This is a genomic window from Lepagella muris (genome assembly GCF_004793975.1).
Lineage (GTDB): Bacteria > Bacteroidota > Bacteroidia > Bacteroidales > Muribaculaceae > Lepagella > Lepagella muris.
Map to the genome: position 1 here is coordinate 36,532 of NZ_SRYB01000012.1, position 26,271 is coordinate 62,802.

Sequence of the window (26,271 nt, forward strand, 5' to 3'; positions counted from 1 at the left end):
TATGGTAATCTATTGCATACTTACCGGGCTTTTGGTGTACTATATCGCCTTATGGCTGTGGTATCGCTACACGGACAGTCGGACATCACCGGGCAGAACGGATGATGCGTCGCTTCCACGAAACGAAGTTTCAGGCTACACGCTGATAGGTGAAAGCCGATACAAGGGTGGACTAATCGGGACAGCGCAGGACAAATCGGGACACCTCCCGCAAGCGGCTGAAAATGATACTATTTTTGCGCCGCAGGCTGACGGACTGCCGGAAGAAACGCCCGGTTACGAGAATGACGAACCCGACTACGAGGACGAGGAAATAGCCGGGTACATGGACGGTGACGATGATACCGGGCGGGCTACGGGCGTGAGCTTTGACGAACTGGGCGAAGCGGTACGCACGGCGAACGCCGACAACCCCACCGAAGCGGAACAGCGGCAAGCCGCCGGGACGCTGGCAAGCATTGAGGGGACGAACCTCTACGATGCGGTGGTGGAGAACATCAACGGCGGGCTGGCAAAGGTGGCGGAACTGCTGGGACGCAACGAAGCGGAACTGGCTACGGCTGCCGTCCCTGCCGAAGCTGGCGGTACAAGCAAGGAACATGAAGCGTTCGACATGAACGATTTCCTATAATATAATAATGTGTAACAATATGAAGCAACGTGACTACGGTTGATTGGCAACCCAAGAACCAACAGACGGCATCCGTGCCGCAACCACTAAAATTTCAAATTATTCACCAGCCGGGAAAGGCGGACTTCCCACCCGCCGCCCGGCATTAAAAACAAATCACAATGAGAAAGAGAATCTTTTTGTCGGCGGCTATACTTGCCGCTGCGGTAAGTGCCTACGCACAGGGCAACGGGCAGGCGGGCATCACCGAAGCCACGAACCTAATCACTGGGTATTTCGACCCCGGAACAAAACTGGTGTACGCAATCGGGGCGGTCTGCGGCTTGATTGGAGGGGTAAAAGTATATAACAAATTTTCGAGCGGCGACCCCGACACCTCAAAGACTGCCGCCAGTTGGTTCGGGGCGTGCATCTTCCTGATTGTCGCCGCCACTATCCTGCGGTCGTTCTTCCTCTAAACCAGCGGCTATGTCTGAATATCCGGTAAACAGGGGTATCGGGAAGCCGGTGGAGTTCAAGGGGCTGAAAAGCCAGTACCTCTTTATCTTTTGCGGCGGCTTGCTCGCCGTCTTCGTGGTGTTCATCGTGCTGTTCATGGCAGGCGTGAACCAGTGGCTATGTATCGGTTTCATCGTGTCGGCTTCGCTGCTGCTCGTGTGGCAGACGTTCCGGCTCAACGCACGGTACGGCACGCACGGGCTGATGAAAGCTGCCGCACGCAAAAGACACCCACGCTTCATTATCAGCCGAAAGGCGATACCCCGGCTGTTCAACTACAAAAGAAGAAAGGAAGAAAGAACATGAGGAATACATTAAAGGCTACCACGCTGGAAAGGAAATTCCCACTTTTGGCGGTGGAGAACGGCTGCATCATTTCAAAAGATGCAGACATAACGGTGGCTTTCAGGGTGGAACTGCCCGAACTGTTCACCGTCACCAGTGCCGAGTACGAAGCCATACATTCGGCGTGGTACAAGGCAATCAAGGTGTTGCCTGACTACTCCATAGTACACAAGCAGGACTTCTTCATCAAGGAGAACTACCAGCCCGACACGGAAAGGGACGAGCTTAGTTTCCTGTCCCGGAGTTTTGAACGGCATTTCAATGAACGCCCGTTCTTGAACCATTACTGCTACCTGTTCCTGACGAAAACGACAAGGGAGAGAAGCCGCCGACAGAGCGACTTCTCCACCCTCTGCCGGGGCAGGATTGTTCCGCAGGAAATAGCCGACAAGGAAGCGGCGGCAAAGTTCATCGAAGCGGTCGGGCAGTTCGAGCGCATCATGAACGACAGCGGGTTTGTCACGCTTACCCGGCTGGCGGCATCGGAAATCACCGGGCAGGACGGAAAGGCGGGCATCATCGAGAAATACTTCTCGCTCTCGCAAACCGACACTACTTGCCTGAAAGACATCGGGCTGTATCCGGAAGAAATGCGTGTTGGGGACGACATACTGTGCCTGCACACGCTTTCGGACGTGGAAGATTTGCCCGGAAAGGTCGGGACGGACTGCCGATTTGAGAAGCTGTCCACTGACAGAAGCGATTGCAGGTTAAGTTTTGCCGCCCCGGTGGGCGTGCTGTTGTCGTGTAACCACGTCTATAACCAGTTCATCTTCATAGACGACCACGCCGAAAACCTGAAGAACTTCGAGCAGACCGCCCGGAATATGCAATCGCTCTCCCGTTACTCCCGTGCCAACCAAGTGAACAAGGAGTGGATAGACGAGTACCTGAACGAAGCGCATAGCAGGGGGCTTATCTCGGTGCGTTGCCACTGCAACGTCATGGCATGGAGTGACGACCGGGAAGAACTCAAACGCATACGCAACGATGTGGGAAGCCAGCTTGCACTAATGGAGTGCAAGCCACGCCACAACACGGTCGATACGCCCACGCTCTTTTGGGCGGGCATACCCGGCAACGAAGCCGACTTCCCCGCAGAGGAAAGTTTCTACACGTTCTTGGGGCAGGCTCTCTGCCTGTTCGTGGAAGAAACGAACTACAAGAGTTCGCTTTCCCCGTTCGGCATCAAAATGGTGGACAGGGTAAGCGGTCGCCCGCTGCACATCGACATATCGGATTTGCCCATGAAGAAAGGCATCACTACCAACAGAAACAAGTTCATACTTGGGCCGAGTGGTAGCGGGAAGTCTTTCTTCACCAACCACATGGTGCGCCAGTATTACGAGCAGGGTGCGCACGTGCTGCTGGTCGATACGGGTAACAGCTACTTGGGGCTGTCCCAGCTTATCCACAACCGCACGCACGGCGAGGACGGGATTTATTTCACCTACACCAACGAAAACCCGATAGCGTTCAACCCGTTCTATGTCGAGGACGGGGTATTTGACATCGAGAAGAAAGAGAGCATCAAGACGCTTATTCTTACTTTATGGAAGCGGGACGATGAAGCCCCCAAGCGGTCGGAAGAAGTGGCGTTGTCCAATGCGGTAAGTGCCTATATCGAACGTATCACGGGCGACAGGTCGGTAACGCCCTGTTTCAACACGTTCTACGAGTTTGTCCGGGATGATTACCGCCAACAGCTTGAACAGAAGAACGTCAGGGAAAAGGATTTTGACATTGACAATTTCCTGAACGTGCTTGAACCATACTATCGTGGCGGTGAATACGACTACCTGCTGAACTCTGACAAGGAGCTGGATTTGCTGCATAAACGCTTCATTGTCTTTGAATTGGATAATATCAAAGACCACAAGATTTTATTCCCGATAACGACTATCATCATCATGGAAGCCTTTATAAACAAGATGCGCAAGTTAAAGGGAATAAGGAAGTTAATACTAATTGAAGAAGCGTGGAAAGCGATTGCATCGGCGAATATGGCGGACTACATAAAATATTTGTACAAAACCGTCCGAAAGTATTTCGGGGAAGCGATTGTGGTAACGCAGGAAGTGGAAGATATTATTTCCTCGCCCATAGTGAAAGAGAGTATCATCAATAACTCGGACTGCAAAATCCTGTTAGACCAGCGAAAATATCTCAACAAGTTTGACAGTATACAAAACCTGCTCGGACTGACCGACAAGGAGCGTTCGCAGATATTGTCTATCAACATGGCGAACCACCCCGGACGGAAGTACAAGGAAGTTTTCTTCTCGCTGGGCGGCACGCAGTCGGCGGTATATGCCACGGAAGTTTCGTTGGAAGAATATTACACGTTCACGACAGAGGAAAGCGAAAAAATGGAACTGTTCGCCCTCGCCGAGAAGCTGGGCGGCAACCTTGAACTGGCTATCAAGCGGCTTGCGGAAAGCAAACGCAATCCCCAATCATCAACAACTTAAAAATCAAGAACATGAAGAAAACAATTCTCCTTATGGCGGTATGCCTTTGCTTTATCGGCAAGGCATCCGCACAATGGGTGGTGTCAGACCCCGGCAACTTGGCACAGGGTATCATCAACACCACCAAGCAGATAGTGCAGACTTCCACCACTGCCAAGAACACGCTGGACGGCTTCATGGAAGCACAGAAGATTTTCCAGCAGGGTAAAAAATATTACGATGCGCTCAAAGCGGTGCATGACGTGGTTAAGGGCGGTGTCAAGGTGAAGAAGTCCATTGAACTGGTGGCGGAAATCTCCGAAATCTACGTGCGCAACTTCCAAAACATGCTGGCAGACCCGAATTTCACGCCTGACGAACTTTCCGCAATATCGTTCGGCTATGCCAAACTGATGTCGGAAAGCTCGGACGTGTTGCAGGACTTGAAAAATGTAGTGAACATCACGGGTATGTCGCTGACGGATGCAGAACGGTTGGCTATTATTGATAATGCCTACCGAAGCCTATTGAATTACCGCAACCTCGTGAACTACTACACCCGCAAGAACATATCCGTGTCCTACCTGCGGGCAAAGAAGAAGAACGACACCGACCGGGTGCTGGCTCTCTACGGCTCGGCGGATGAACGCTACTGGTAACATATAAATCGGTATGCCTATGTTATTAGCAGCAGTGGATTTTGACAACCTGCACCAAGTGTTGCGGGTGCTTTACGATGAAATGATGCCCTTGTGCAGCAACATGACGGGGGTAGCGAAAGGGATAGCCGGGCTGGGTGCGCTGTTCTATGTAGCCGCCAAAGTATGGCAGTCGCTCGCACGTGCCGAACCCATAGACGTGTACCCGCTCCTGCGTCCCTTTGCGCTGGGGCTGTGTATCATGTTTTTTCCCACGTTCGTGCTGGGGACTATCAACACGGTGCTGTCGCCAGTGGTGAAAGGGTGCAACCAGCTTATGGAAACGCAGACTTTCGACATGAACGAGTACCGGGCGCAGAAAGACCGACTGGAATATGAAGCCCTGATGCGAAGCCCCGAAACGGCTTACCTCGCATCGGACGAGGAATTTGATAGACAACTGGAAGAACTGGGCTGGTCGCCCTCCGACATGGTGACTATGACGGGTATGTACATGGACAGGGCGGCTTACAATATCAAGAAGTCCGTCCGGGACTGGTTCAGGGAGTTGCTGGAAATGCTCTTTCAGGCGGCGGGGCTGATTATAGACACGCTGCGCACGTTCTTCCTGATTGTGCTTTCGATACTGGGTCCGCTGGCGTTTGCGATTTCCGTCTATGACGGTTTCCAAAGCACGCTGACCCAGTGGATTTCACGCTATATCTCCATTTACCTGTGGTTGCCCGTGTCCGACCTGTTCAGCAGCGTGCTGGCACGCATACAAACGCTGATGCTCCAAAAGGACATTCAGGAACTTTCAGACCCGAATTTCATTCCTGACGGGAGCAGCACCGTGTATGTAATCTTTATGATTATAGGTATCGTGGGCTACTTCACCATTCCCACGGTGGCAAGCTGGATTGTGTCGGCTGGCGGCACGTCTGCCTATAACCGCAACGTGGCACGGGCGGGGTCAATCGCCGGGGCTGCGGTCGGTGCGGCAAGCGGGAAAGTAACCGGGAAACTACTCAAATAACCAACATCAAAATTTAATATATGGAATTTAAATCATTAACGAACATCGAAACGAGTTTCCGACAAATCCGGCTCTTTGCGCTGGTATTCATCTGCCTGTGCGCACTGGTGACGGGTTTTGCCGTGTGGAACTCGTACAGCTTCGCCGAAAAGCAGCGACAGAAGATATACGTCCTCGACAACGGCAAAAGCCTGATGCTGGCACTCTCGCAGGACATGGCACAGAACAGACCCGTGGAAGCCAAATCGCACGTGCGGCGTTTCCACGAACTGTTTTTCACCTTATCACCCGACAAGGGGGCTATCGAAAGCAACATCAAACGCTCGCTGTTCCTCGCCGACAAGACCGCTTTCAACTATTACAAGGACTTGGCGGAAAAGGGCTACTACAACCGGGTGATTTCCGGAAACGTCACGCAGACGGTGGAGATTGACAGCGTGAAGTGCGACTTCGACCAGTACCCCTACAAGGTGAACACGTATGCCCGCCAGTTGATTGTCCGGGAAAGCAGCCTGACGGTGCGAAGCCTTGTGACCTCGTGCCGGTTGCTCAACGCAACCCGGAGCGACAACAACCCGCACGGCTTCATCATCGAAGCGTTCACCATTACCGAGAACAAGGATTTACAGACCATTAAGAGATAACCTTATGGAGAGAAAACGAAACTACATCGAAAAGGTGCAGGACTGGGCGGACGACTGCCTGCGCCGAATGTGCGGACGGATTACGCCGGGCAAAAGGCTGGCGGTTATCCTCGTGATGTTCCTATTTTTCGGTGGCTTGTCTATCTACATCACCGTTTCATCAATCTACAATATCGGGAAACGGGACGGCAGGCGGCTGCAAATAGAACATATCAGACAACTGCCATTGCAAGGCAATGACACAATCAACAGTATCAACCCCTTAAACAGACCGGAATATGGAAGAAGTACAGAAGAATGAGAACGGCACGACCGTACCGCAGACGGACGGGAAGCCGAAAAAGGAAGATAACCCCAAACGGGAACTTACCCCGCAGCAGGTGCAGCAGCGCAGGAAAATGATAGTCTTCCCGCTGATGTTCCTTGCCTTTGCCGGGTGTATGTACCTGATATTCGCCCCCTCCGGCAAAGAGGACGTGAACATGGAAAGCGTGGGCGGCTTCAACGCTGACATCCCCCTGCCCGCAGAGGACGGGATTATAGCCGACAAGCAAAAGGCTTACGAACAGGCGATGCTGAACCGCAAACAGCAGGACAAGATACAATCCTTGCAGGACTTCGGTTTCACGGGGGACGATGAAACGGAAGAACCGCAAGCGGAAATCGACCTGATGCCGGAAGAAGAACCGAAATCCCAAAGGGGCGGCGGTGCTTCTTATTCGGCAAACGCCTACCGGGACATCAACCGCCAGTTAAGCACGTTCTACGAAACCCCGGCGGTGGACGAGGAAAAAGAGGACTTGAAGCGGCAGGTGGCGGAACTGACCGACAGACTGCAACAGCAGCAGAACGCCACGCCTACGGCTGACGACCAAATGGCACTCTTGGAAAAGTCCTACGAGCTGGCGGCAAAGTACATGAATGACGGCGGGCAGAACGGGCAAACGGCACAAGTGCCTGTTGCCGGGACTGTCACCCAAAAGCCGCAAGCCCAGCCCGTGCAGGCAATCCGGGAAACGACCGTATCGGGATTGCAGCAGCCCATGAGCGATGCCGACTTCATCCGGGCTTACAGCCAGCCACGAAACTACGGCTTCAACACGGCGGTAGGAACAGGCTACGCTATGGGAAAGAACACGGTAGCCGCCTGCATACACCAAGACCAAACCCTGATGGACGGGCAGGCGGTGAAACTACGGCTGCTCGAACCCGTGCAAGCCGGGAACATAGTCGTGCCGAAGAATACCCTTGTGGCGGGGACGGCAAAGGTGCAGGGCGAACGGCTCGACATACTGGTGTCCTCAATTGAGTACGCTGGCAACATCATCCCGGTGGAACTCGCCGTGTTCGACACGGACGGGCAAAAGGGGCTTTCCGTACCGTCTTCTATGGAGCAGGAAGCGTTCAACGAAGCTATGGCGAATATCGGCAGCGGGTTGGGTACAAGCATTTCCTTTGCACGGAGTGCCGGGCAGCAGGTGGCTATGGACGTGACAAGGGGCTTGCTGCAAGGAACGTCCGGCTATCTTGCGAAAAAGTTCAGGACTGTAAAAATAAAGCTGAAAGCAGGCTATAAAGTCATGCTTTACGCCAAACAACAATAACCATTTTATCAACCGTTAAAATTTCAATTAGTAATGAAACAGATTTTTGTAATGTTCGCCCTCTTGCTGGGCGTGTGTGCGGCAAACGCACAAACCACTGACACCGTGAAGTATGCGGCTGGCAACGACTTGTACCGGGGTATTACCCGGAAACTCCCGTACCGCCAAATGGTCACGCCCTACGGCGTGGAAGTGACCTTTGCCAAGACGGTGCATATCATCTTCCCCGCCGCCGTCCGCTACGTGGATTTGGGAAGCAACCACATCATAGCGGGCAAGGCGGACGGTGCGGAGAACGTTATCCGGGTGAAAGCCACGACAGAGGGCTTTCCGGGCGAAACGAACTTCTCCGTTATCTGCGAGGACGGGAGTTTCTTTTCATTCAACGCCAAGTACGCCCGTGAACCGGAAATGCTCAATATCGAAATGAAAGACTTCTTGGAGAACGAGGACACCAGCGACTTTTCGCATACCCGCATGAACATCTATTTCCGGGAATTAGGTAATGAAAGCCCGCTGCTGGTGAAGCTGATAATGCGGAGCATCTACAAGAACAATGACCGGAAAGTGCGCCACTTGGGTAGCAAGCGTTTCGGCATACAGTTCTTAATCAAGGGGATTTATACCTATAACGGGATGCTCTACGTGCATACGCAGACGAAGAACAGTTCCAACGTGCCTTTCGATACCGATTTCATCAAGTTTAAGATAGTCGATAAGAAAGTGCCTAAGCGCACAGCTATTCAGGAAACGGTACTGGATGCAGTACGCAGCTACAACGAGGTGATAGAGATTGCCGGGAAATCAACCGTGTGCACGGTGTACGCCCTGCCGAAGTTCACCATTCCTGACGATAAGCTGCTACTGGTGGAACTCTACGAGAAGAACGGCGGACGGCATCAGGTTATCCGGGTGGAAAACGCCGACATCGTGAACGCAGAAGTGATTAACGAACTCAAAATCAAATAGGGATGAAACGGTTTCTATTTATCGGAATACTCTTTGTGCTGTGCCTGCATTTCAACCATGCACACGCACAAAGATACCTGCCGGGCATGAAAGGCTTGCAGGTGACGGCGGGCATGGCGGACGGGGTGCATTGGAACGCTGGCAGTGATTTCGCCTACCACATCGGGGCGGCGTACAGCGTTTACACCAAGAACGCCAACCGCTGGGTGATTGGCGGGGAGTACCTGCACAAGAAGTATGACTACAAGGATATGCAGATACCCGTAGAACAGTTCACCGCAGAGGGCGGCTATTACCTGAAATTCCTTTCGGACAGGCGAAAGACCTTTTTTCTCTCGCTGGGACTGTCGGCACTCGCCGGATATGAAACAAGCAACCGAAGCCAAAAACTCTTGCCGGACGGCTCTACCTTGCTGGATAAGGACTGTTTTGTGTACGGCGGGGCTTTAACGCTGGAACTGGAAGCCTACCTGACCGACCGGGTGGCTCTGCTACTGAACGCAAGGGAACGGGCGTTGTTCGGCTCGGACATAGGCAAGTTCCACACGCAGGTATCTGTGGGACTGAAATTCATTATCAATTAGCCTATGGTACTGCTTGAATTATTTTCAGGTATCGGCGGTTTCAGCAAAGGGCTGGAAGCCGCCGGATATACTTTCGACAAGGTATATTTTTCAGAGATAGACAAACACGCAATCGCTAACTTCAAATACAATTTTCCTTATGCGGAACACATCGGAACGGTTACAAACATCGGGGAAGTCGGCATCGAACGTCCCCACATTGTCACTTTCGGAAGCCCTTGCCAAAATTTTAGCGCAATCGGGGACGGAAAGGGACTGCAAGGGAGAGAAAGCCACCTTGTCAGATATGCAGTCGAAGCCGTTAGGCGTTTCAGACCTGACGTTTTTATCTGGGAGAATGTTAAGGGGATATTCTTCGCAAGACATCGCCCGGATTTTTGGGGCATTGTCAAAGCGTTTGCCGACATTGGCGGTTATAGACTTGAATGGCAACTGTGTAATACGGCATGGTTTCTACCCCAAAACCGGGAGCGGATGTACCTTGTCGGACGTGTTGCAGACAGATGTACCGCAGACCTATTTCCTCTCCCTACGCCGGGCGGAGTGCATGGTAAGGTCGGGGGTAATGAACCCGCTGCTCGTCCAAGTGGTACGATAACAAGGAACTACGGCAGGCAACCTAACATCGGGAACTATGTGCTGTGCCTGAAATCGGGTGAAGCGTACAACGGAACGCCTACTCCCGAACAACTGAAGCACGTGCGGATGCTGACCGAAGTAGAGTGCGAAAGGCTGCAAGGCTTTCCCGACAACTATACCCGATACGGGATATATGACGGAGAGAAAAAAGAGATAGCGAAGATACACCGTTATGCCTTACTCGGAAATGCGGTCAGTGTTCCTGTTGTCAGGGAAGTTGCCGCCCGGATTAGGCAAACGACTACTTTATTTTGATAACCCTTATATAATAATGTATATGAAGAATGTAATGTATAAAATCATCATGGGCTGCTACATCGTGGCCGCCCTCGTGCTTGTCACCGCCTGTAATGACAACTTGGATATTCAGCAGGCATACCCGTTCAGCATCGAAACGCTGCCAGTACCCAAAAGGCTGAAAGTCGGGGAAACCGCCGAAATACGCTGCCGACTGGTGCGTGGCGGCTATTACCAGCCGACTACCTATCAGATACGGTACTTCCAGCCGGACGGCAAAGGGAAGCTGGAAATGGATAACGGCACGATGTTCCTGCCCAATGACCTGTACCCGCTGGAGAAAGAAATGTTCCGGCTATACTACACCTCGGCATCGACAGACCAGCAGACGATTGACATTTATGTAATTGATAGCTTTGGACAGGTGCGGCAACTTTCGTTATCGTTCAATAATGACAACGGCAAGGAAGAAACAGAAACAATAACGACCCCTAAACAATAAAATGACATGGTAAAAATAGAATTGGATATAAAAGGTATCTCGTGGTACATAGAAACCACGTTGGAAACAGATACAGTTCCGGCAGTAGGTGACATTATCATTGTGGATAAGGACTGCATTTCCGCACGTGACAGGGCTGAATTGTGGAAAACGCCGTCCAATCAGGTTTTCAAATGGGCGGACGAAGAAGATGATGCGCCTGTAATGGAATGGTTCGACTGCGACACGGAAATGCTTGTCTATAAACGAACATGGAAATACGACATCGAGGAAGAAGAAACCGTGTGCATACTTGGTGTAAAATTCTTCCAACATGAAGATTTATAAGCTTTATTTCCTTATCGGTTGCATATATACGTGAAAAGCAACGACAGACAGGGGACACCAAATAGGGAATGATACGCAAGGCGTATGTTATGGCAGTCCACCCGCTGACAGTTCGGCGGGTGGACTTTTCATGTTAGGGAACAGGGCGGGTTTCTTTGCCACTTTATTTCCCGGCACTCACGAAAGAAAGTGGCGGCGGCAAACAGCCGCCGTTCTCTATCAACTGGTTTTAAGGCTCTTTATGGACGTGTATTTCTCTAACCACACCTTTACCTGTTCCATGTTGTATTCGCCCGTAATGATTGCCGTATGGTCGTCTATGGCTACAAACCGGACACTCTCGTAGCTGTTTACCCAGCCTTGCAGCGAACAGACGCCCCACGTTGCAACATCCTCAAAAACACTGCGGTCTATTTGGCTGATTGGCTCGCCGAAAACTACCGTCATTATCTGAAAGTCCGGCTTATCTACCAGCAGTTGCAAATGGTGCAACGTGCCGAACTCGTCAATTTTGCGCCCCCACGCCCACACATCATTATACAAATCATCGCCCCACCGGTGCGGATGGTCGAAACGGACTTTTACCTCTATGGTGTGTTCGTTTTCTTCTGTGTCCTCGATAACGCCCGTTACCATTAAGCCCGTAAAAATACACTCGCAACGCCTGCCGATAAGCTCCTTGTTTACTTCTGTCGTTTTCATGTCCCTAAAATTTACTTATTTATTACTCCGTTCTTTTTCGCTATCCACCCGTCACGCCTGCGGCGGCACTCGTCCAGCGTTTTGGCTACTGTGCTGAAAAGTTCGCCGTCCGTGTGGCGGTAGTCATATTGAAAATAAATCTGTCCCCTGAAAGCCCCTAAACAGCATTTCACGAACTTTTCTTCTCCCAGTGTTTGGGTAATGCTTACCCCGTTTTTGTTAAGTGACTGCATGATGTCTTATTTTTTATGGTTATAAACTTGGTTGTTTTAAGCGGGCAGGGCTTTGACACCCCGCCCGGATTAGTATTTGGTTATGCCGCACGGAACACAAAGCCGTCATCAAACCAGTAATCGCACATGAACAGGTCACGGGCAAACTTTTCATAATCGAAATAGGTCTTCGCAAAATCCGGCAGTTCGTAACATTCCTCGATAATTTCGTAGGCGAAATCTTCTTCATCGTTATATTGACCTTGATACTCGTCTTGAAAGTCCCGTACAAGGTCGTCCGCATCTTCCTCGCCCAAATCATGGCTTTTATAGTTGCACCACACGAAAAAGGCTTCCTGCTCGGTGTCGTCCAAATCCTCTACCGCATCACGCAGGGAAAAGAAGTTTTCAGAAATCCAGCTTTCGCCGATTAAGCCCTCCGGCACGTTCTCCCAGTCCTGAAACATATATTCCGCATCTTCCTCGTCCTTGTGAAGTTCCCGGCAGGCTTCGTAAAATTCTTCCTTGTCCGAGTAGTCCGACAGGTCGAGCCATGCGCCGGACAATGAACCGTTGTTATACTTGCCGTAAGTGCCTACATAAACTTTTGCTTCCGATAATACCTTTGCTTCCATATTGCTGTAATTTTTAAGTTTTTGATTTTATGCGGATTCGAGAGGTGAGGGAGTTGAAGTTTCACTGAACTTTTTTCCTGTTTCCCGTAAATCCGACTTTTTTTTTATGCGTCTTCCGGTCGGGTCGGTCGTTTTCGTTTCACATAGGCTTAAAAGGGTAGTGTTTAGAGTTTGCAGGGTTTTGGGCAAAAAATACCTCGCAAGGCAGGGAAGATTTTTTCGCCAAACCGGAACGGCTCGACCTTGCAAAATCGTGAAGAACACGTAACTACCTTTGCCTATTGAAATGATTAAAACGACTGTCCCGGCTGGGGGACTGCGTGAGAGGAAGATTTACATTTAGGGAAACAGGGGAAAAGTGCCTGTTCTCTTTCGTCTTTTAGGGAACACTCCATGCGGGCTGAAAGGCAAGGGTGTTGTGAGCTTGCTTGCAATACGCTTGTGCGGGTTTCCAACGGCTCTTTTCACGAAATACAGTCAGCCATGCCACGCACGGCTGGCGTTTCGGGAAATGTGCCAGTTGGAAAAGGATATAAAAAATGCGGGTAGTCGGTGGACTGCCCGCAAGGTGGAAGAATGTACAATACTGGGATATAGTTTGTTAGGCGGAATTTCGTTGCCGAAATCGTTACCTATTCGTTTTTGTCACGGTTATAGGTAACGAAACCTACCGGACGGCGTTCTTTCTGTTGTTTCGACTGGCTCAAAAGCTGGGTAAGGGCTTGGTACAGTTCGTTGAACTGCGCATCGGTGCTTACCTCCAGTTCCTCGATGCGCTTTAACAGTTCCTCGTAACCGATTGCCATTTGGCGCATGAGGACAAAAGCCCGCATGATTGAAATGTTTACTTCTATGGCTACTTTGGAGCGGAGAACCGAAGAAAGCATGGCTACGCCCTGTTCGGTGAAAGCCATAGGCATAGCAACGCCGAAGTTGTAAGCTGGGGGTATCACATTTTGTGACACCCCTATGGATAACAGCAAGTTAGCTTCCTCTTGGGTGAGAACAAACATAAAATCACTTGGAAAACGCTCGATATTGCGCTTGACCGCCTGCTTCAAGGCTCGTGTTTCCACTTGGTAGAGTTCTGCCAAATGATAATCGAGCATCACCCGGCAACCTCTGACTTCAAAAATCTTGTTTTGGATAATCTGTAAATCCATAATCGTATATTTTAGGGAATTAAGTAATGTTGGAATAATAGTGAGGACTGGTCACAAATTGTGACCAGTTCCCAATAATCAAGATTACATGGCGACTTCCTTGTAAATTTTCTCGATGCCGACAAACTTCTTGTCAAGCCCCTGCATATCGCTGCCTATCTTGCTGTTAGTGATGCGGGCGTAAATTTGTGTCGTTTCGATATTGGTGTGTCCCAGCATCTTGGAAACCGTTTCAATGGGTACGCCCTTTGATAGTGTGGTAGTCGTTGCGAACGTGTGCCGGGCAAGGTGGAATGTCAGGTTCTTTTTAATTCCGCATACATCGGCAATCTCTTTCAAGTAGGCATTTAGCTTCTGATTGCTGATTATGGGAAGTATCTTGCCATTCGGTAACTTGCCCTTGTACTTCTTCAAAATCATCTTGGGAATATCCAACAGGGGAACATTAACGTCCGTATTCGTCTTTTGCCGCTTTGTCATTATCCAAAGGTTGCCGTCAAAGGATTTGCGGATATTATCTTGCGTAAGCCCGGCTACATCTATATAGGCAAGCCCGGTGAAGCAGGCAAAGATGAACAAGTCCCTGACGTGTTCCAGCCGTTCGGAAACCATTTTCTTTTTAAGGATGATTGTTATCTCGTCCTCTGTCAGATAACCTCTGTCCACTTTTTCCAGCCGGATTTTATAATTGGCGAACGGGTCGTTCACCAGTATGCCATTGTTGCGGGCAATGATGATAATGCGCTTGAAGAACTGCATGAACTTGGCGGTGGTGTTGTAACCGCACTTGCAAGCGGTACGCAAGTATAACTCAAAATCGGTAATGAACATCGGGGTAATCTCCTTAATGGATATGTCCGATACGTTGTACTTGCTTTGAATGAACTCGGCAAGGTGGCGGCGGGTGACTTCATACTTACGGTAGGTCGCTATCGTCTTGGATATGCCGACCAACTGCTTTACATCGTCATTGTGCTTTTGGAACAGGGTAAGGATTGTTTCGTGGCTCTCACTATGACCTAAAAACTCGTTCTTCACTTTCTCAGCGGTCACGTAGTTGTCACGCCGCTGCATTTCGTGATAAATGGTATTCAGTGATGCGTTTATATCATCCAGCATACGGTTTATGCGGCTGGCTTCCGAAGTACGTCCAGTAGCCTTGCCCATTTTGCCGTCCCAAATAGAGGGCAGCACGTCCAGCTTGGTGTTAAAACGGCTCGCCACGCCGTCCACTGTGATACGGGCGAAAAGGGGGTACGCACCGTTGGCTTTCTGCTTGTCTTTCTTTGCGTAAAAGCAAATGTTGAATGTCGATTTCATAACTCACTTTTTAAGTTGCAAAACTATTGTAATTCTCTAAAAATGAGTTCTATGCAGGCAAGCCAAATAGCGACAGGACTTCGCCAATTTCGGACAATCTGTACCCCCTTTCCGTTTTTGTTTGTCGGGGGTACGAGTTAGGTTACGAACTTTGTCTTTTAGGGGCGAAAAGATGTACTTTAAGGCAGACACAAGGGAATAAAAAAAGTCCCACAAATCATTGAATTTGTGGGACTTGTCTGCTTACTGTCCGGTATTGTCCGGTTAGTTCAGCGGAGAGAGAGGGATTCGAACCCCCGGAGGTGTGACCCTCAACGGTTTTCAAGACCGCCGCAATCGACCACTCTGCCATCTCTCCTTGCATCCAAGTCAGTTACGGCTTCGCACCGTTCCCGCTCTTTTGCGAGTGCAAAGTTAGAGCTTTTTTTTTGTTTGTGCAAATTTTTTGTGGGATTTTTTTGACTAATTTTGTGCTTTATTTGTAATTAATTGGGAAATAAGATATTGTGGTAGATAGTTAAAGGATGCCGTGGTAGCCGGGTTTGAGGAAGGATTTGAATTTAGCGACGGAGGTGTTGATGATCAGGTCGTCGGGAAATTCGGTCTCGTGAAGGAGGGTGGGTAGGTATTCGTAGTTGGCTATGTCGAATGATATATGGGCATCGCTGCCAAGTATCACGGGGAGTTCGTAGCGTTTGCACAGACGCAGTATCTCCAGATTGTTGTCTCTTGCCGTGGCTTTATTGCGTATCGGTTTGAGAGAACTGTTGTTGATCTCAAGAAGTGTGTTATGCTCCTTTGCGGCACGTACTATCGGCTCAAATTCAAGGTCGGCGGTGCCGTCGCCGGGATGGCTTATGATGTCGATGAGCGGGTGAGATATCGCCTTTATCATTCCGGCGGTGTTTTCCTCACGTGTGCCCCAGCGGTAGCATAGGGAGTGTATTCCGGCAATGCGGAGGTCAAGTTTCTCCATCAGGCTTTCGTCGATGTCGAGTGTGCCGTCCGGGTTTAGGATATTGATTTCCGCTCCGAGCAGTAGATTCACCCCATACATATTGCGTGGCACTACGTGGAGATTGCGGAAATAGATTAGTTCGCAAGAGCCGGGTATACCCGGAGTGTGTTCTGTGATGCCTAAGAATTTAAGACCCTTTTCAGAAGCTGCCTTTGCCATTTCCTGAATGGTGCTGAAAGCGTGTCCGCTTGCAAGCGTGTGGGTGTGTACGTCAAGTTCAATTTTAGAAAAATCCATGATTGCTTCAAATTGTCGTTCGGATTGCAAAATTACTAAGTAATCTCTGAAAACGTATTATCCGTGTGTAAAATGTCGGATTTTTTATGATATTGAGGGTTAGAAAGTTTTAGAATAACGTAGATGGCGAGGGGAGTGGACGTAATTTCGCGGAAAAAAGATATGGCAAATTTTGAGAGAATGATACCGTTGATAATGCATTTTGCAGCCGGTGTGTATGGGGATGAGGGTAAGGATCTGTCGCTCCCTTATGATGAGCAATTCCGTCTTGCCCGGATAAAGGGTTGGAGTGATGATAAGGATGATCCCGGAGGGGAGACGATGATCGACGTCACATTGACCACGTATAAATCGTGGTGCCGTCAGAATGGGCGACGAGAGCCGTCGCCTTCAGATCTGAGGAATATCAGTTATGGGGATTGGCGCGATGTGCTCAAACGGATGTTCTGGGACCGTTGTCGTGGGGATGAGATAGAGAGCCAAGGGTTGGCGAATCTTATAGTCGACTGGATATGGGGAAGTGGTGCGGCGCGGATAAAGGATGTGCAGTGGATTGCCGGTGTCAAAACCGACGGAATAGTGGGTAAGGATACTTTGCGTGCTTTAAACGGCGGTATTCCGGAGGAATTGTTCTCAAAGATATATATTGCGAGAGTATGCCATTACCGGAAGAGCAAAGTGGCGTGGAAATATATGAAAGGGTGGCTACGTCGTCTTGAGGCGATACGTCCGGATGGGACGTTCCTGATCTATGGACGAAGGATTGTCCCGTTTTCGTGAACCTGATGATATGGTAGACCGAACCCGGCAATAGAATGGAAGAGTATGGGATAAAAAAGAGTGTCGGTATCAAAAAATGAAACCGACACTCAGTCTTACTAAGTCGGGGTGAAAGGATTCGAACCTTCGACCCCCTGCTCCCAAAGCAGGTGCGCTAACCGGACTGCGCTACGCCCCGATTGCCTTTCAGCGTTTACGGCTGCAAAGTTAATAATAAATTTTCAAATACGAAGTATTTTTCTCAAAAAAATACTTCGTATTGTGATATATTATTAATTATAAGATAATTGTATTTCTATTTTCTTCCAGTTCTAACCCGGATTCCCATGACGTTCCCTATATCTTTGCTCGGCGAGAGCTGCCCGGATTATATGGGAGGGTATGGCATATAGGTTGTTGAGAGTCTGATAAGCCTTTTCCGCATCATTCTTGAATACGTGACATACGATGCCGTATTGTTCGTTTGTCAGCAAGCGACGGAAGTCGGAGAGCATATCATTGTCGGCAAACTGGATAAGATGGGAATATACGGTACTGATGGAAACGTTTCTTACGGAGGCTATATTCGCCGGTTTCATCCCGGAATTGAACATCCTCAAAGATTCCTTCGCGCTTGATCCTGCGGGAAGGCTTTTGGGGAGTCCTTGGAATTTCCTTATCTCGCTGACGAAGGTCTTTCCATAGCGCGACAGTTTCACGTCGCCCACTCCCGATACGGTGGCAAATGATTCCATATCGGTGGGTCTTACCCTCACCATATCCTCCAGAGATGCGTCGGAGAACACCATATATGCCGGAATACCTTCTTTCCCGGCAATCTCTTTACGAAGGGTCTTCAATATATCGGTGAGCTGCTCTTCCGGTGTCTTTTTGACTACGATTTTCGGCTCTGCCTGGGTGCGCTTCTTGCCTGAAGAATAATAGTCGGATTCCTGGAACAGCGACAGCTCAATCCTCTCCAACCCCTTCACCACGCGCATCCCGTATGGGGTGGGGCGCAAGTGAAAATTCTCTTCATACGCTACCTCGAAGAGTCCGAGCTGAATCATCTGAAGCATATAAGAATGCCACACCCTTGATGACAGGTCGGCACCCACCCCGTATGTCTTTATGCGGTTGTAGCCCTTCTTTACGATGTCGGCACGGTTGGATCCGCGCAGAATGTCGATCACCGTATTCATCGCTTCCTGAGCATTGATCCTTATCACTGCGCTCAGGGCTTTCTGCGCGAGGATGGTTCCGTCAAAGCGTCGGCGTGGATTCCGGCAGTTGTCGCAGTTGCCGCAGTCGTGGGTGGCCTCCTCACTGAAATAGCTGAGTAGGATTCGTCGGCGGCATATCGACGCTTCGGCAAACTTCTGCATGAAATCAAGTTTCTCACTGTTTATCTCCTTCTGTCCCGACTCGTCGACGAAGTTGCGCCGCATCATTATGTCGGCGAAATTGTAGAACATTATTGCCTCAGACGGCAATCCGTCGCGTCCGGCACGCCCGATCTCCTGATAATAGCTCTCGATATTGCCCGGGATATTATTGTGGACCACCCATCGTATGTTGCTCTTGTCGATGCCCATTCCGAAGGCTATCGTGGCGCATACCACCTGCACATCGCCGTCGACAAACGCTTTTTGCGACGCCTCCCTATCCTGTGGTGTCATTCCGGCATGATAGCACACTGACCGGTATCCGAGTTCCGTCAAGGCGGCATGCATCTCCTCTGTCTTCTTTCGGCTCAGGCAATATACGATGCCCGAGTCAAGATGATATTTCTCGATGAGCGATGAGATTATTTTCAGACGCTGCTTCTTCCCGGGGTCATTCATCACGGATATTGAGATGTTGGGACGGTCGAACGAACCGGTCCAGCAGAACGGGTCGTCAAGTCCGAGGGCAGTCGATATGTCGGTACGCGTCAGCCTGTCGGCGGTGGCGGTCAGAGCCATCACCGGCACACCGGGAAATCTCTCCTTGATGTATCTTAGCGATGTGTAGACGGGGCGGAAATCGTGTCCCCATTGTGAAATGCAGTGTGCCTCATCAATCGCTACCAACGACACGTTTATTTTGGAAGCGATAAGGTCAATGTCGGCGGTCATTCGTTCCGGAGAGATGTATATGATCTTCATTTCCCCTTTTATCGCCTTGTCGTAGCTATCACGGTTTATGTATTCATCCTGATTGGAATGTATGGCGGCGGCAGGGATGCCGTTGGCACGCAACGCGAGCACCTGGTCATTCATGAGAGCGATCAGCGGAGAGATTACGATCGCGCATCCCGGGAGCATGAGGGCGGGCACCTGGAAGCAGATGGATTTACCGCCTCCCGTAGGCATTAGGGCAAGCGCGTCGCGTCCTTGGAGAATGGCGTCCACAATCTCCGCCTGTCCCGGTCGGAAGGATGAATAGCCGTAATATTTCTTAAGGATTGTCTGGGGTGATATCATTTAATCGTGAGAATAATGTTTCTGCAATGATCCAGTCGTCGGGGGTGTCGAGATCCACAGAACGTAAGGATGGCATGGGGGAGGGGAGTATGCGTGAGAATGAGGAGAAATCCCCCTTGCGGAGCGAGCTGACAGTCATGACGTAGACTGCACCGTTATATTCCCATACTTTCGGGGCATCCTGACGGCGTGTGAAGTGCCCGTCGCCTTTGGATATGTGGAGCATACCCTCTGAGTCAGTCTCGAAAGCGTTGTAATACGGATTGGTCTTTGCCTCGCATACCGACACCACCATGTCTGCATCCTTTGACCATAGTGCGGAAGCCTTACGGATGTCGTCGATGCGTCGCAGAGGCGACGTGGGTTGCAAAAGCACTACCCGGTCAAACTCCAATCCTCTCTTCTCAAACTCCGAGAGGGCGTGCATTATGACTGAATAGCTTGAAGCCGTGTCAGACGCGAGAATATCCGGACGCATGAAGGGGATCTGTATGCCGCTGCTTTCGGCAGCCTTTGCAATCTCTTCAGAATCAGTAGATACGAAAACGACGTCGCCGACAGCGGCACATTCCAACGCCTGATCAACAGCCCGGCATACGAGCGGTCGCCCGAGAAACGGCTTTATGTTTTTCCCCGGAATCCCCTTGCTGCCCCCTCTTGCGGGGATGAGCCACAGTGTCTTAACGTTCTTCATAGAAGATAGCTTCCTTGAAATATCTTGCCATAAGAGTGTCTGAAGCCCAATCGTTGCAAGGCGACAACTCCACCCCAAGAGCCTCGTCTATGATATAGTCGGTGATAGGAGCCCCGGCGAATATCGAGCAGATCACCCCACCACCGAGTCTTGGATTGACCTCCATGAGCAGGTATCTGTCGGAATCAAGGTCATGAAGGAACTGAAGGTTGACGGGTCCGCGGAGAGAGAAGGTCTCTATCACTTTCCGGCTCAGCTCCTCAAGTATCGAGTTGCGGCACGTGCGTGTGCGAGTGGATTCACCCCCCATAATCTCGATTCTCTCGCGCGGCACAGTGGTGAGGATCTCACCATCGCGGCTGATGTAGCAATCTACGGTATATTCCTTACAATTGGGTATATATTCCTGCACCAGATAGCTTTTCAGGTCATGCAGATGCATGAGGTCTTCCATGTTGTGGAAAATATGTATCCCCCGAGATGAACCACCCTTACGCGGCTTTGCAATTGCCGGCATCTGGGCGGAGAGCACGCTGTAAGTGCGAGGTATCGGCAATCCCGCCTCCTTGAACACCTTTGCAGCCTCCGCCTTGTCAAAGAGCTTGCAGGCAGTCTCGAAGTCGGTGACGGGCACGAACACCGACGGCATCCTGTCGCGGCATATAGAGGCAATCTCGATTGCCCCGTTTACAAATGGGAGAATTATATTGATATCAAATTCTTTCACCACCCGCTCAATATCCGGGACCACATCCGGATCATTCCATTTAAGACCTTTCACCACTTGTCCGACAAGAGAAATAGGCACGTCTTCAGTAAGCTCGTAGCTCACGATCTTTACATCATAGCCTATGCGTTTCCCACTGCGAATGAGAAGTTCAGCCAGCGACACACGTCTGGCACCTCCGAGAAATAATACCGTGAGTTGTTGGTTCTTCATCTGTTGTAGATATTGGGTTTGTAATTTTTCAGATTATCGTCGCTGCATATCCAGTCGATAGTGCGGCGTAGTCCCTCTTCAAGCGATACGCGAGGCTCCCATCCCGTCAGCCGGCGTATCTTTTCATTTGAACCGAGCAGACGGAACACCTCGCTTCCGGCAGGGCGCAGACGCTGCGGGTCAACCACCCATTCCACGTCGGCATCCATAAGCCGGGCGATAGTCTTCAGCGTCGTCTCCATGCTGACCTCCCTCTGCGTAGCTATATTTATCTCCTCGCCGGATGCATTCCCGCATTTGGCGATCTCGATAAATCCACGGCAGGTATCCTCCACATAGTTGAAGTCGCGGGTAGGCGACAGGTCGCCCACCTTTATCTGCCTGATTCCGGAAGCAATCTGCGTTATGATTGTCGGTATTATGGCGCGTGCGCTCTGACGCGGACCATACGTATTGAAGGGACGCACCACGGTCACGTTCATGTCGAAAGCGTTGTGGAAGCTCAGGGCAATAGCGTCGGCACCGATTTTTGTGGCGGAATACGGACTCTGCGGCTGCTTGGGATGCTTCTCATCGATGGGGACGTATCTGGCGGTGCCATACACCTCGGATGTAGAAGTCACGAGGAGACGAGGCGTGCCTTCATCCTTTACGGCTTGGCAAATGTTGAGGGTCCCCTTCACGTTGGTATCGACATAACTGTCGGGTGCCACATAGCTGTAGGGTATGGCGATGAGGGCGGCGAGATGGAACACCGTGTCGGCACCCTTTACGAGAGTGCGGCAGAAATTAGGGTCGCGCACGTCGCCGGTCACGATCTCCAGTTCGGGGTTGCGTATCCCTTCGAGCCATCCCCAGTTGTTGAAGGAATTATATTGAGCGAGAGCCTTCACGTGGCAACCCTCGCGGAGAAGAGCCTCCGTAAGATGGCTGCCTATGAATCCGTCAGCTCCTGTCACTACTACATTTCTCATATCATATATCGTGTTGGTTGAGTGGAAAGAACGTTGCCGGTCATGACAGGTGGGGCGAATCAGACATGAATCCCGATTCCATGAACGTCTGTATGTGGCGACGTTTCTTCTCCTCGAAAATTTCCGAGATCTTAAAGAAAATACCGGTCTCCTCCACTTCTCCAAACTCATGGTTGATTGCAGTGCCGAACACTCTCATAGTCGGCGACAACGACATGTAGGCATTCACGAGTGGGGGGATATTGCGTCCTCTTTCCCGAATGCAATGGTTGAGTATGCGATAGTCTTCCTTGAAAGAACCACCGGTGAAGAGGCTCTGCACCCTTTCCGACCGGGCATCGCTCGGGAGCTCATCGATAGGCGTGACGAGATTCTCCTCATCATGGAAATATTTGTGAAGGAATCCAAGCAGCATGTCGCGGCATTCCGTCCCGAAGGAGGGATACATGGTGACTTTCCCGAATAGATACTTTATCTGGGGGTAAATCACCGTGAGCGCACCGAGACCATCCCACAGATTGTCGAGAGTATAGAGAGCCTTGGAGTGCGACTTGGTGCTTTGATGAGTCGTAGCCACAAAAGAGCGTCCAAGTTCAAGAGTTGACGGAAGGAGTTCGTTGAGAAATTTGTCGGAGAACCGGAACATGTGGGAAGTGGCGATATTAGGCACGCCATCCTTTAGCCATATATTCTCGCCAAGGATAAACCGGTATCCTCCGACAATCTCGCGGTCGTGCGGATCCCACACGATAAGTTGCTGACACGGTGACTCCATTGTGTCAAACTCATCGATGTCGCAGGCGAGTCCGGTGCCTCCTCCGGCATCGCGGAATGCAATTTCCCTAAGCCGTCCGATCTCTTTCATGACGGACGGAGCATTGAAGGCGTCGACAATATATACTTCATTGTCGCCTTTATTGGCATGCCGTAAAAGTTTGTCATGAGTCAATTCGCTCATGACCAAATCTTTGTCGACGGGGGCGATAATCTTTTCCATTGATAAATAAATCCGGATGTATGATTTTTTTTTCTGTCCGGAATACAGTAATTTCTGCAAAATTAGTAAAAAAATAATCATGAAACAAAATAAGAAGATTTATGTGGATGCAAACAATACATGAAAAAGAATTGGGGAAAGCGGAAAAATTGCTATTTTTGCAGTCTGAACCCCTTGCCGGAGCTTCGTGTCGGTCATGGCGTTTAAACTAATTGGCGTTTGGAAGCGTCTATAAGTTATCAATATAAATGTAATTTTAAGATATGAAGATAAAAGCGTTGTTCGGCATGGCTTTTGCCGCGTCGGTGGCATTTGCCACTACCTTCGGGCTCATGGCAGGCGGAGGCGGGCAGAAGGCATCCGTGAAATTTGAGAATACTGTGCATGATTTCGGGATGATCAAGGAGGATGGAGGTCCGGTCAGTTGCGAATTTCCCTTTAAGAATGAGGGGGGAGGCAATCTGATATTCTATGAGGCAAAGGCAGAATGTGGCTGCACCAAGCCGGAATATCCGAAGGCTCCGGTCTCCCCCGGAAAGGGCGGTGTCATAAAGGTGAGCTACAATCCGCTGGGTCGTCCCGGAGGATTCACCAAGGTAGTGACCGTGAAATGCAATGGAAATCCATCGAAGGTGAGGCTTAAGATTCGCGGTACGGTCTCGCCGAAATAAATTCTGAAGATGAAAAGGGAAATAGCTATAATCCTGTGTGTCGCGGCAGCTTGGGCAGTTTTCATGACCCCGGCAAAAGTGACATGGCTGTCCACTCATTATAATTATGGCGCGTTCCGAGAGGAGGAGGGTCCGCGTAAGGGGAGCCTCAGCTTCGTAAATAGCGGTGATGCCCCTACCTTCATACGCAATGTGCGTCCGAGCTGTGGCTGCACGGCCGCGGATTATCCACGCGACATGATAGCTCCAGGCGACACTGCGACAATCGAGTTCACCTACGACCCTGCCCGTCGACCCGGACCGTTTGACAAGACAATCCGTGTTTTTGTCGGAAAAGACAACGAGCAGAGCGTGATAAGGATAACGGGCACCGTCATAGGCTCCGCATCTACTCTTGAGTCATATTATCCATACGAGGCGGGGGCATTGCGTTTTGAAAGTCTGTCACATTCTATGGGGGAGGTGAAGCGCGGGTCATCACGCCATGCGTTTATCAACGTCTACAATCAGGGCAACGACACGTTGCGACCCGAATGGAAGACCACGACAGATGCCATAGACGTCAATCTCACACCTAAGCAACTTGCACCCGGCGAACTTGGCACGTTCGGCTTCTATCTTAATACCAATAAGGAGAAACTTAATGGTCCGGCGGAATACTTAGTGGAGGTGTTTCCGGATAAGGGTTGCAGCAGTGCCGACCGTAGGGAAATAAAGGTGGATGCCATAATAGTGCCCGATAGCAGGGGTATGACAGCAGAGGAGATACAGAAGGGTCCGAGGTCATATCTCGTGCCGGAATTTGTGGATTTCGGAGAGGATGTGGCTACCGGATACCGGGATTTTGAATTCGGAATCTATAATGACGGTAAATCCGTATTGCAGATTGACCGCGTGTATTCCGCCGATAAGAATGTGGAGATAAAGGAGTATCCGCGTAAGGTGAAGGGTGGAGCCTCCGGGAAGGTGGCGGGGCGTATATCGCTCGGCAATCTCCCGTCCGGACCATTCCGTATTAATGTGTATGTCGTGACTAATGACCCACTTCATCCTCTACGCACTGCCAATATTGTAGGCGTGAAGGAATGACTATTGTTTGGCTACGTTAAATATAAAGATAAAGAATTAACCAGATAAGAAAATGGAACATCCAGAGAACCATGAAGACTATAAGGGATTGCAGGTGAATGCCGGCGTCGGATCGCAGCCGATCACCAATCCTTACCGGAATATCCGCAGGACGCGTAAGCGTGAACTCAGCGTTAACGATTATGTGGAAGGGATAAGGAAAGGGGATGTCAGCATCCTTGGGCGTGCAGTGACACTTGTGGAGAGTCTTGCGGAATCCCATCAGGCGATAGCTCAGGAGGTGATAGAGAAATGTCTGCCATATTCGGGCAATTCCAGGAGAATAGGTATCACGGGAGTGCCGGGAGCCGGGAAATCCACGTCGATAGACGTATTTGGTCTTCACGTGCTTAAGAATGGTGGGAAACTTGCGGTCCTTGCCATCGACCCGAGTAGCGAGCGCACACAGGGGAGTATCCTTGGCGACAAGACCCGTATGGAGAAACTGTCGCAGCAGAAGGATGCCTTTATCCGTCCTTCCCCCTCGGCAGGCTCGTTGGGAGGTGTCGCAAGAAAGACACGCGAGACCATAGTGCTATGTGAGGCGGCAGGCTATGACAATATATTTGTGGAGACAGTCGGGGTAGGGCAGAGCGAGACTGCGGTGCATTCCATGGTAGACTTCTTCCTCCTTATCCAGCTTGCCGGCACGGGCGATGAGCTTCAGGGCATAAAACGAGGCATAATGGAGATGGCAGACGGCATAGTGATCAACAAATGCGATGGCGACAACGTGGACCGTGCCAAGTTGGCGGCGGCACAATTTCGCAACGCACTGTTCCTATTCCCACCCACACCGAGTAAATGGAAGCCGGAGGTTCTGACCTACAGCGGATATTATGAACTCGGCATAGACCTGGTGTGGGATATGATAGACCGCTATTTCGCCTACGTCAAGAGCACAGGCTATTTTGAGCGCAAGCGCAACGAGCAGGCGAAGTACTGGATGATGGAGACAATCGACGAACAGCTGCGTCATAATTTCTACAATATGCCGGAAGTGCGTGCCCTTCTTGAACAGAAGGAGCTGAGGGTGCTCAACAACGAACAGTCGTCGTTTACTGCCGCTAAAGACGTGCTTGATTGCTATTTTCAGCATCTCCGTTGTCCGGAGAATTGAATAAAAGGTTGAAATAAAAGGGGTATGAATCGGCATATTCCATAAAAAATTGCTAACTTTACGGCGTGAAATCACGAATATGTGTGAACGAGAGGTGGCTTTATTGCTAAGATATAAGCTATCTCTCTAAAA

General features: G+C 50.4%; 29 protein-coding genes and 2 tRNA genes. 18 read left to right on the forward strand and 13 right to left on the reverse strand.

Going from position 1 to position 26,271, the window contains the following annotated elements:
* Position 1 precedes the first annotated feature (1 nt).
* From E5331_RS09565 to E5331_RS09630, 14 genes are all read left to right on the forward strand, one after another.
* Positions 2 to 631: a hypothetical protein gene (locus E5331_RS09565; protein ID WP_123483429.1), complete on the forward strand. Its 630-nt coding sequence runs from the start codon at positions 2 to 4 to the stop codon at positions 629 to 631.
* 161 nt (positions 632 to 792) lie between these two features.
* Complete coding sequence (locus E5331_RS09570; protein ID WP_100263229.1) at positions 793 to 1,089, forward strand: DUF4134 domain-containing protein; 297 nt, start codon at positions 793 to 795, stop codon at positions 1,087 to 1,089.
* A 10-nt stretch (positions 1,090 to 1,099) separates the two neighbouring features.
* Positions 1,100 to 1,435 (forward strand): DUF4133 domain-containing protein, encoded by a 336-nt coding sequence (locus E5331_RS09575; protein WP_010803765.1) that lies wholly within the window; start codon positions 1,100 to 1,102, stop codon positions 1,433 to 1,435.
* Positions 1,432 to 3,945 carry a TraG family conjugative transposon ATPase gene (locus tag E5331_RS09580; protein ID WP_123483430.1) on the forward strand — a complete coding sequence of 838 codons (2,514 nt, stop codon included), beginning with the start codon at positions 1,432 to 1,434 and terminating at the stop codon, positions 3,943 to 3,945. The genes E5331_RS09575 and E5331_RS09580 overlap by 4 nt, the downstream gene beginning before the upstream one ends.
* 11 nt (positions 3,946 to 3,956) lie before the next feature.
* Positions 3,957 to 4,583, forward strand: a complete 627-nt coding sequence (locus E5331_RS09585; protein WP_007653045.1) for a DUF4141 domain-containing protein — start codon at positions 3,957 to 3,959, stop codon at positions 4,581 to 4,583.
* Between the two features lie 19 nt (positions 4,584 to 4,602).
* Positions 4,603 to 5,598 (forward strand): conjugative transposon protein TraJ, encoded by a 996-nt coding sequence (gene traJ, locus E5331_RS09590; RefSeq protein WP_004326113.1) that lies wholly within the window; start codon positions 4,603 to 4,605, stop codon positions 5,596 to 5,598.
* Positions 5,599 to 5,618: 20 nt separating this feature from the next.
* Positions 5,619 to 6,242, forward strand: coding sequence for a conjugative transposon protein TraK (gene traK, locus E5331_RS09595; RefSeq protein ID WP_004325451.1), 624 nt, complete (start codon positions 5,619 to 5,621; stop codon positions 6,240 to 6,242).
* Between the two features lie 4 nt (positions 6,243 to 6,246).
* Entirely contained in the window at positions 6,247 to 6,543 is a 297-nt protein-coding gene (locus E5331_RS09600; protein WP_123483431.1) for a TraL conjugative transposon family protein, read from the forward strand.
* Entirely contained in the window at positions 6,521 to 7,846 is a 1,326-nt protein-coding gene (gene traM / locus E5331_RS09605) for a conjugative transposon protein TraM (RefSeq protein ID WP_123483432.1), read from the forward strand. The genes E5331_RS09600 and traM overlap by 23 nt, the downstream gene beginning before the upstream one ends.
* Before the next feature lie 33 nt (positions 7,847 to 7,879).
* On the forward strand, positions 7,880 to 8,815 hold the full coding sequence (traN, locus tag E5331_RS09610) for a conjugative transposon protein TraN (RefSeq protein ID WP_123483433.1): 936 nt from the start codon (positions 7,880 to 7,882) through the stop codon (positions 8,813 to 8,815).
* Between the two features lie 2 nt (positions 8,816 to 8,817).
* The gene (locus tag E5331_RS09615; protein WP_123483434.1) at positions 8,818 to 9,399 is read left to right on the forward strand and encodes a conjugal transfer protein TraO; all 582 of its coding nucleotides are present in this window, start codon (positions 8,818 to 8,820) and stop codon (positions 9,397 to 9,399) included.
* Positions 9,400 to 9,402: 3 nt separating this feature from the next.
* Positions 9,403 to 10,293, forward strand: coding sequence for a DNA cytosine methyltransferase (locus E5331_RS09620; RefSeq protein WP_123483435.1), 891 nt, complete (start codon positions 9,403 to 9,405; stop codon positions 10,291 to 10,293).
* Positions 10,294 to 10,309: 16 nt separating this feature from the next.
* A complete protein-coding gene (locus E5331_RS09625) occupies positions 10,310 to 10,777 on the forward strand; it encodes a DUF3872 domain-containing protein (RefSeq protein ID WP_123483436.1) in 468 nt (155 codons plus the stop codon).
* Positions 10,778 to 10,783: 6 nt separating this feature from the next.
* On the forward strand, positions 10,784 to 11,104 hold the full coding sequence (locus E5331_RS09630; RefSeq protein ID WP_010799827.1) for a hypothetical protein: 321 nt from the start codon (positions 10,784 to 10,786) through the stop codon (positions 11,102 to 11,104).
* A gap of 219 nt (positions 11,105 to 11,323) precedes the next feature.
* On the opposite strand, the gene E5331_RS09635 is transcribed toward E5331_RS09630, so the two are convergent.
* From E5331_RS09635 to E5331_RS09675, 7 genes are all read right to left on the reverse strand, one after another.
* Positions 11,324 to 11,806, reverse strand: a complete 483-nt coding sequence (locus tag E5331_RS09635) for a DUF7258 domain-containing protein (RefSeq protein WP_123483437.1) — start codon at positions 11,804 to 11,806, stop codon at positions 11,324 to 11,326.
* 11 nt (positions 11,807 to 11,817) lie between these two features.
* Positions 11,818 to 12,039: a DUF3873 domain-containing protein gene (locus E5331_RS09640; RefSeq protein WP_123483438.1), complete on the reverse strand. Its 222-nt coding sequence runs from the start codon at positions 12,037 to 12,039 to the stop codon at positions 11,818 to 11,820.
* Positions 12,040 to 12,119: 80 nt separating this feature from the next.
* Positions 12,120 to 12,653 carry an antirestriction protein ArdA gene (locus tag E5331_RS09645; RefSeq protein ID WP_016272709.1) on the reverse strand — a complete coding sequence of 178 codons (534 nt, stop codon included), beginning with the start codon at positions 12,651 to 12,653 and terminating at the stop codon, positions 12,120 to 12,122.
* Between the two features lie 632 nt (positions 12,654 to 13,285).
* A complete protein-coding gene (locus E5331_RS09660; protein WP_007653012.1) occupies positions 13,286 to 13,816 on the reverse strand; it encodes an ORF6N domain-containing protein in 531 nt (176 codons plus the stop codon).
* 84 nt (positions 13,817 to 13,900) lie between these two features.
* Positions 13,901 to 15,136, reverse strand: a complete 1,236-nt coding sequence (locus tag E5331_RS09665) for a site-specific integrase (protein ID WP_065538234.1) — start codon at positions 15,134 to 15,136, stop codon at positions 13,901 to 13,903.
* A gap of 273 nt (positions 15,137 to 15,409) precedes the next feature.
* A tRNA-Ser gene (locus tag E5331_RS09670) sits at positions 15,410 to 15,494 on the reverse strand.
* A gap of 159 nt (positions 15,495 to 15,653) precedes the next feature.
* Positions 15,654 to 16,391 (reverse strand): phosphatase, encoded by a 738-nt coding sequence (locus E5331_RS09675; protein ID WP_135985654.1) that lies wholly within the window; start codon positions 16,389 to 16,391, stop codon positions 15,654 to 15,656.
* A 162-nt stretch (positions 16,392 to 16,553) separates the two neighbouring features.
* On the opposite strand from E5331_RS09675, the gene E5331_RS09680 reads away from it, so the two are divergent.
* Entirely contained in the window at positions 16,554 to 17,171 is a 618-nt protein-coding gene (locus E5331_RS09680; protein ID WP_168355196.1) for a glycosyl hydrolase 108 family protein, read from the forward strand.
* A 103-nt stretch (positions 17,172 to 17,274) separates the two neighbouring features.
* On the opposite strand, the gene E5331_RS09685 is transcribed toward E5331_RS09680, so the two are convergent.
* The 6 genes from E5331_RS09685 to glsB form a co-directional block, all read right to left on the reverse strand.
* Positions 17,275 to 17,349: transfer RNA gene (locus tag E5331_RS09685), tRNA-Pro, on the reverse strand.
* A gap of 133 nt (positions 17,350 to 17,482) precedes the next feature.
* Entirely contained in the window at positions 17,483 to 19,615 is a 2,133-nt protein-coding gene (gene recQ, locus E5331_RS09690) for a DNA helicase RecQ (RefSeq protein ID WP_135985656.1), read from the reverse strand.
* Entirely contained in the window at positions 19,590 to 20,309 is a 720-nt protein-coding gene (locus tag E5331_RS09695) for an acylneuraminate cytidylyltransferase family protein (protein ID WP_123484345.1), read from the reverse strand. Before E5331_RS09695 ends, recQ begins: the two co-directional genes overlap by 26 nt.
* Positions 20,296 to 21,249 (reverse strand): ATP-grasp domain-containing protein, encoded by a 954-nt coding sequence (locus E5331_RS09700; protein WP_123484344.1) that lies wholly within the window; start codon positions 21,247 to 21,249, stop codon positions 20,296 to 20,298. The genes E5331_RS09695 and E5331_RS09700 overlap by 14 nt, the downstream gene beginning before the upstream one ends.
* Positions 21,246 to 22,223, reverse strand: coding sequence for an NAD-dependent 4,6-dehydratase LegB (locus E5331_RS09705; RefSeq protein ID WP_123484343.1), 978 nt, complete (start codon positions 22,221 to 22,223; stop codon positions 21,246 to 21,248). Before E5331_RS09705 ends, E5331_RS09700 begins: the two co-directional genes overlap by 4 nt.
* 40 nt (positions 22,224 to 22,263) lie before the next feature.
* Positions 22,264 to 23,220 carry a glycine N(alpha)-acyltransferase GlsB gene (glsB, locus tag E5331_RS09710; protein ID WP_123484342.1) on the reverse strand — a complete coding sequence of 319 codons (957 nt, stop codon included), beginning with the start codon at positions 23,218 to 23,220 and terminating at the stop codon, positions 22,264 to 22,266.
* A gap of 263 nt (positions 23,221 to 23,483) precedes the next feature.
* Here glsB and E5331_RS09715 point away from each other — a divergent pair, with 263 nt between their 5' ends.
* Genes E5331_RS09715 through meaB form a run of 3 tightly spaced genes read left to right on the forward strand, consistent with a single transcriptional unit; the run spans position 23,484 to position 26,139 of the window.
* Entirely contained in the window at positions 23,484 to 23,891 is a 408-nt protein-coding gene (locus tag E5331_RS09715) for a DUF1573 domain-containing protein (protein WP_123484341.1), read from the forward strand.
* A 9-nt stretch (positions 23,892 to 23,900) separates the two neighbouring features.
* Entirely contained in the window at positions 23,901 to 24,980 is a 1,080-nt protein-coding gene (locus tag E5331_RS09720; RefSeq protein ID WP_123484340.1) for a DUF1573 domain-containing protein, read from the forward strand.
* Between the two features lie 52 nt (positions 24,981 to 25,032).
* Positions 25,033 to 26,139 (forward strand): methylmalonyl Co-A mutase-associated GTPase MeaB, encoded by a 1,107-nt coding sequence (gene meaB, locus E5331_RS09725; protein WP_123484339.1) that lies wholly within the window; start codon positions 25,033 to 25,035, stop codon positions 26,137 to 26,139.
* Positions 26,140 to 26,271 lie beyond the last annotated feature (132 nt).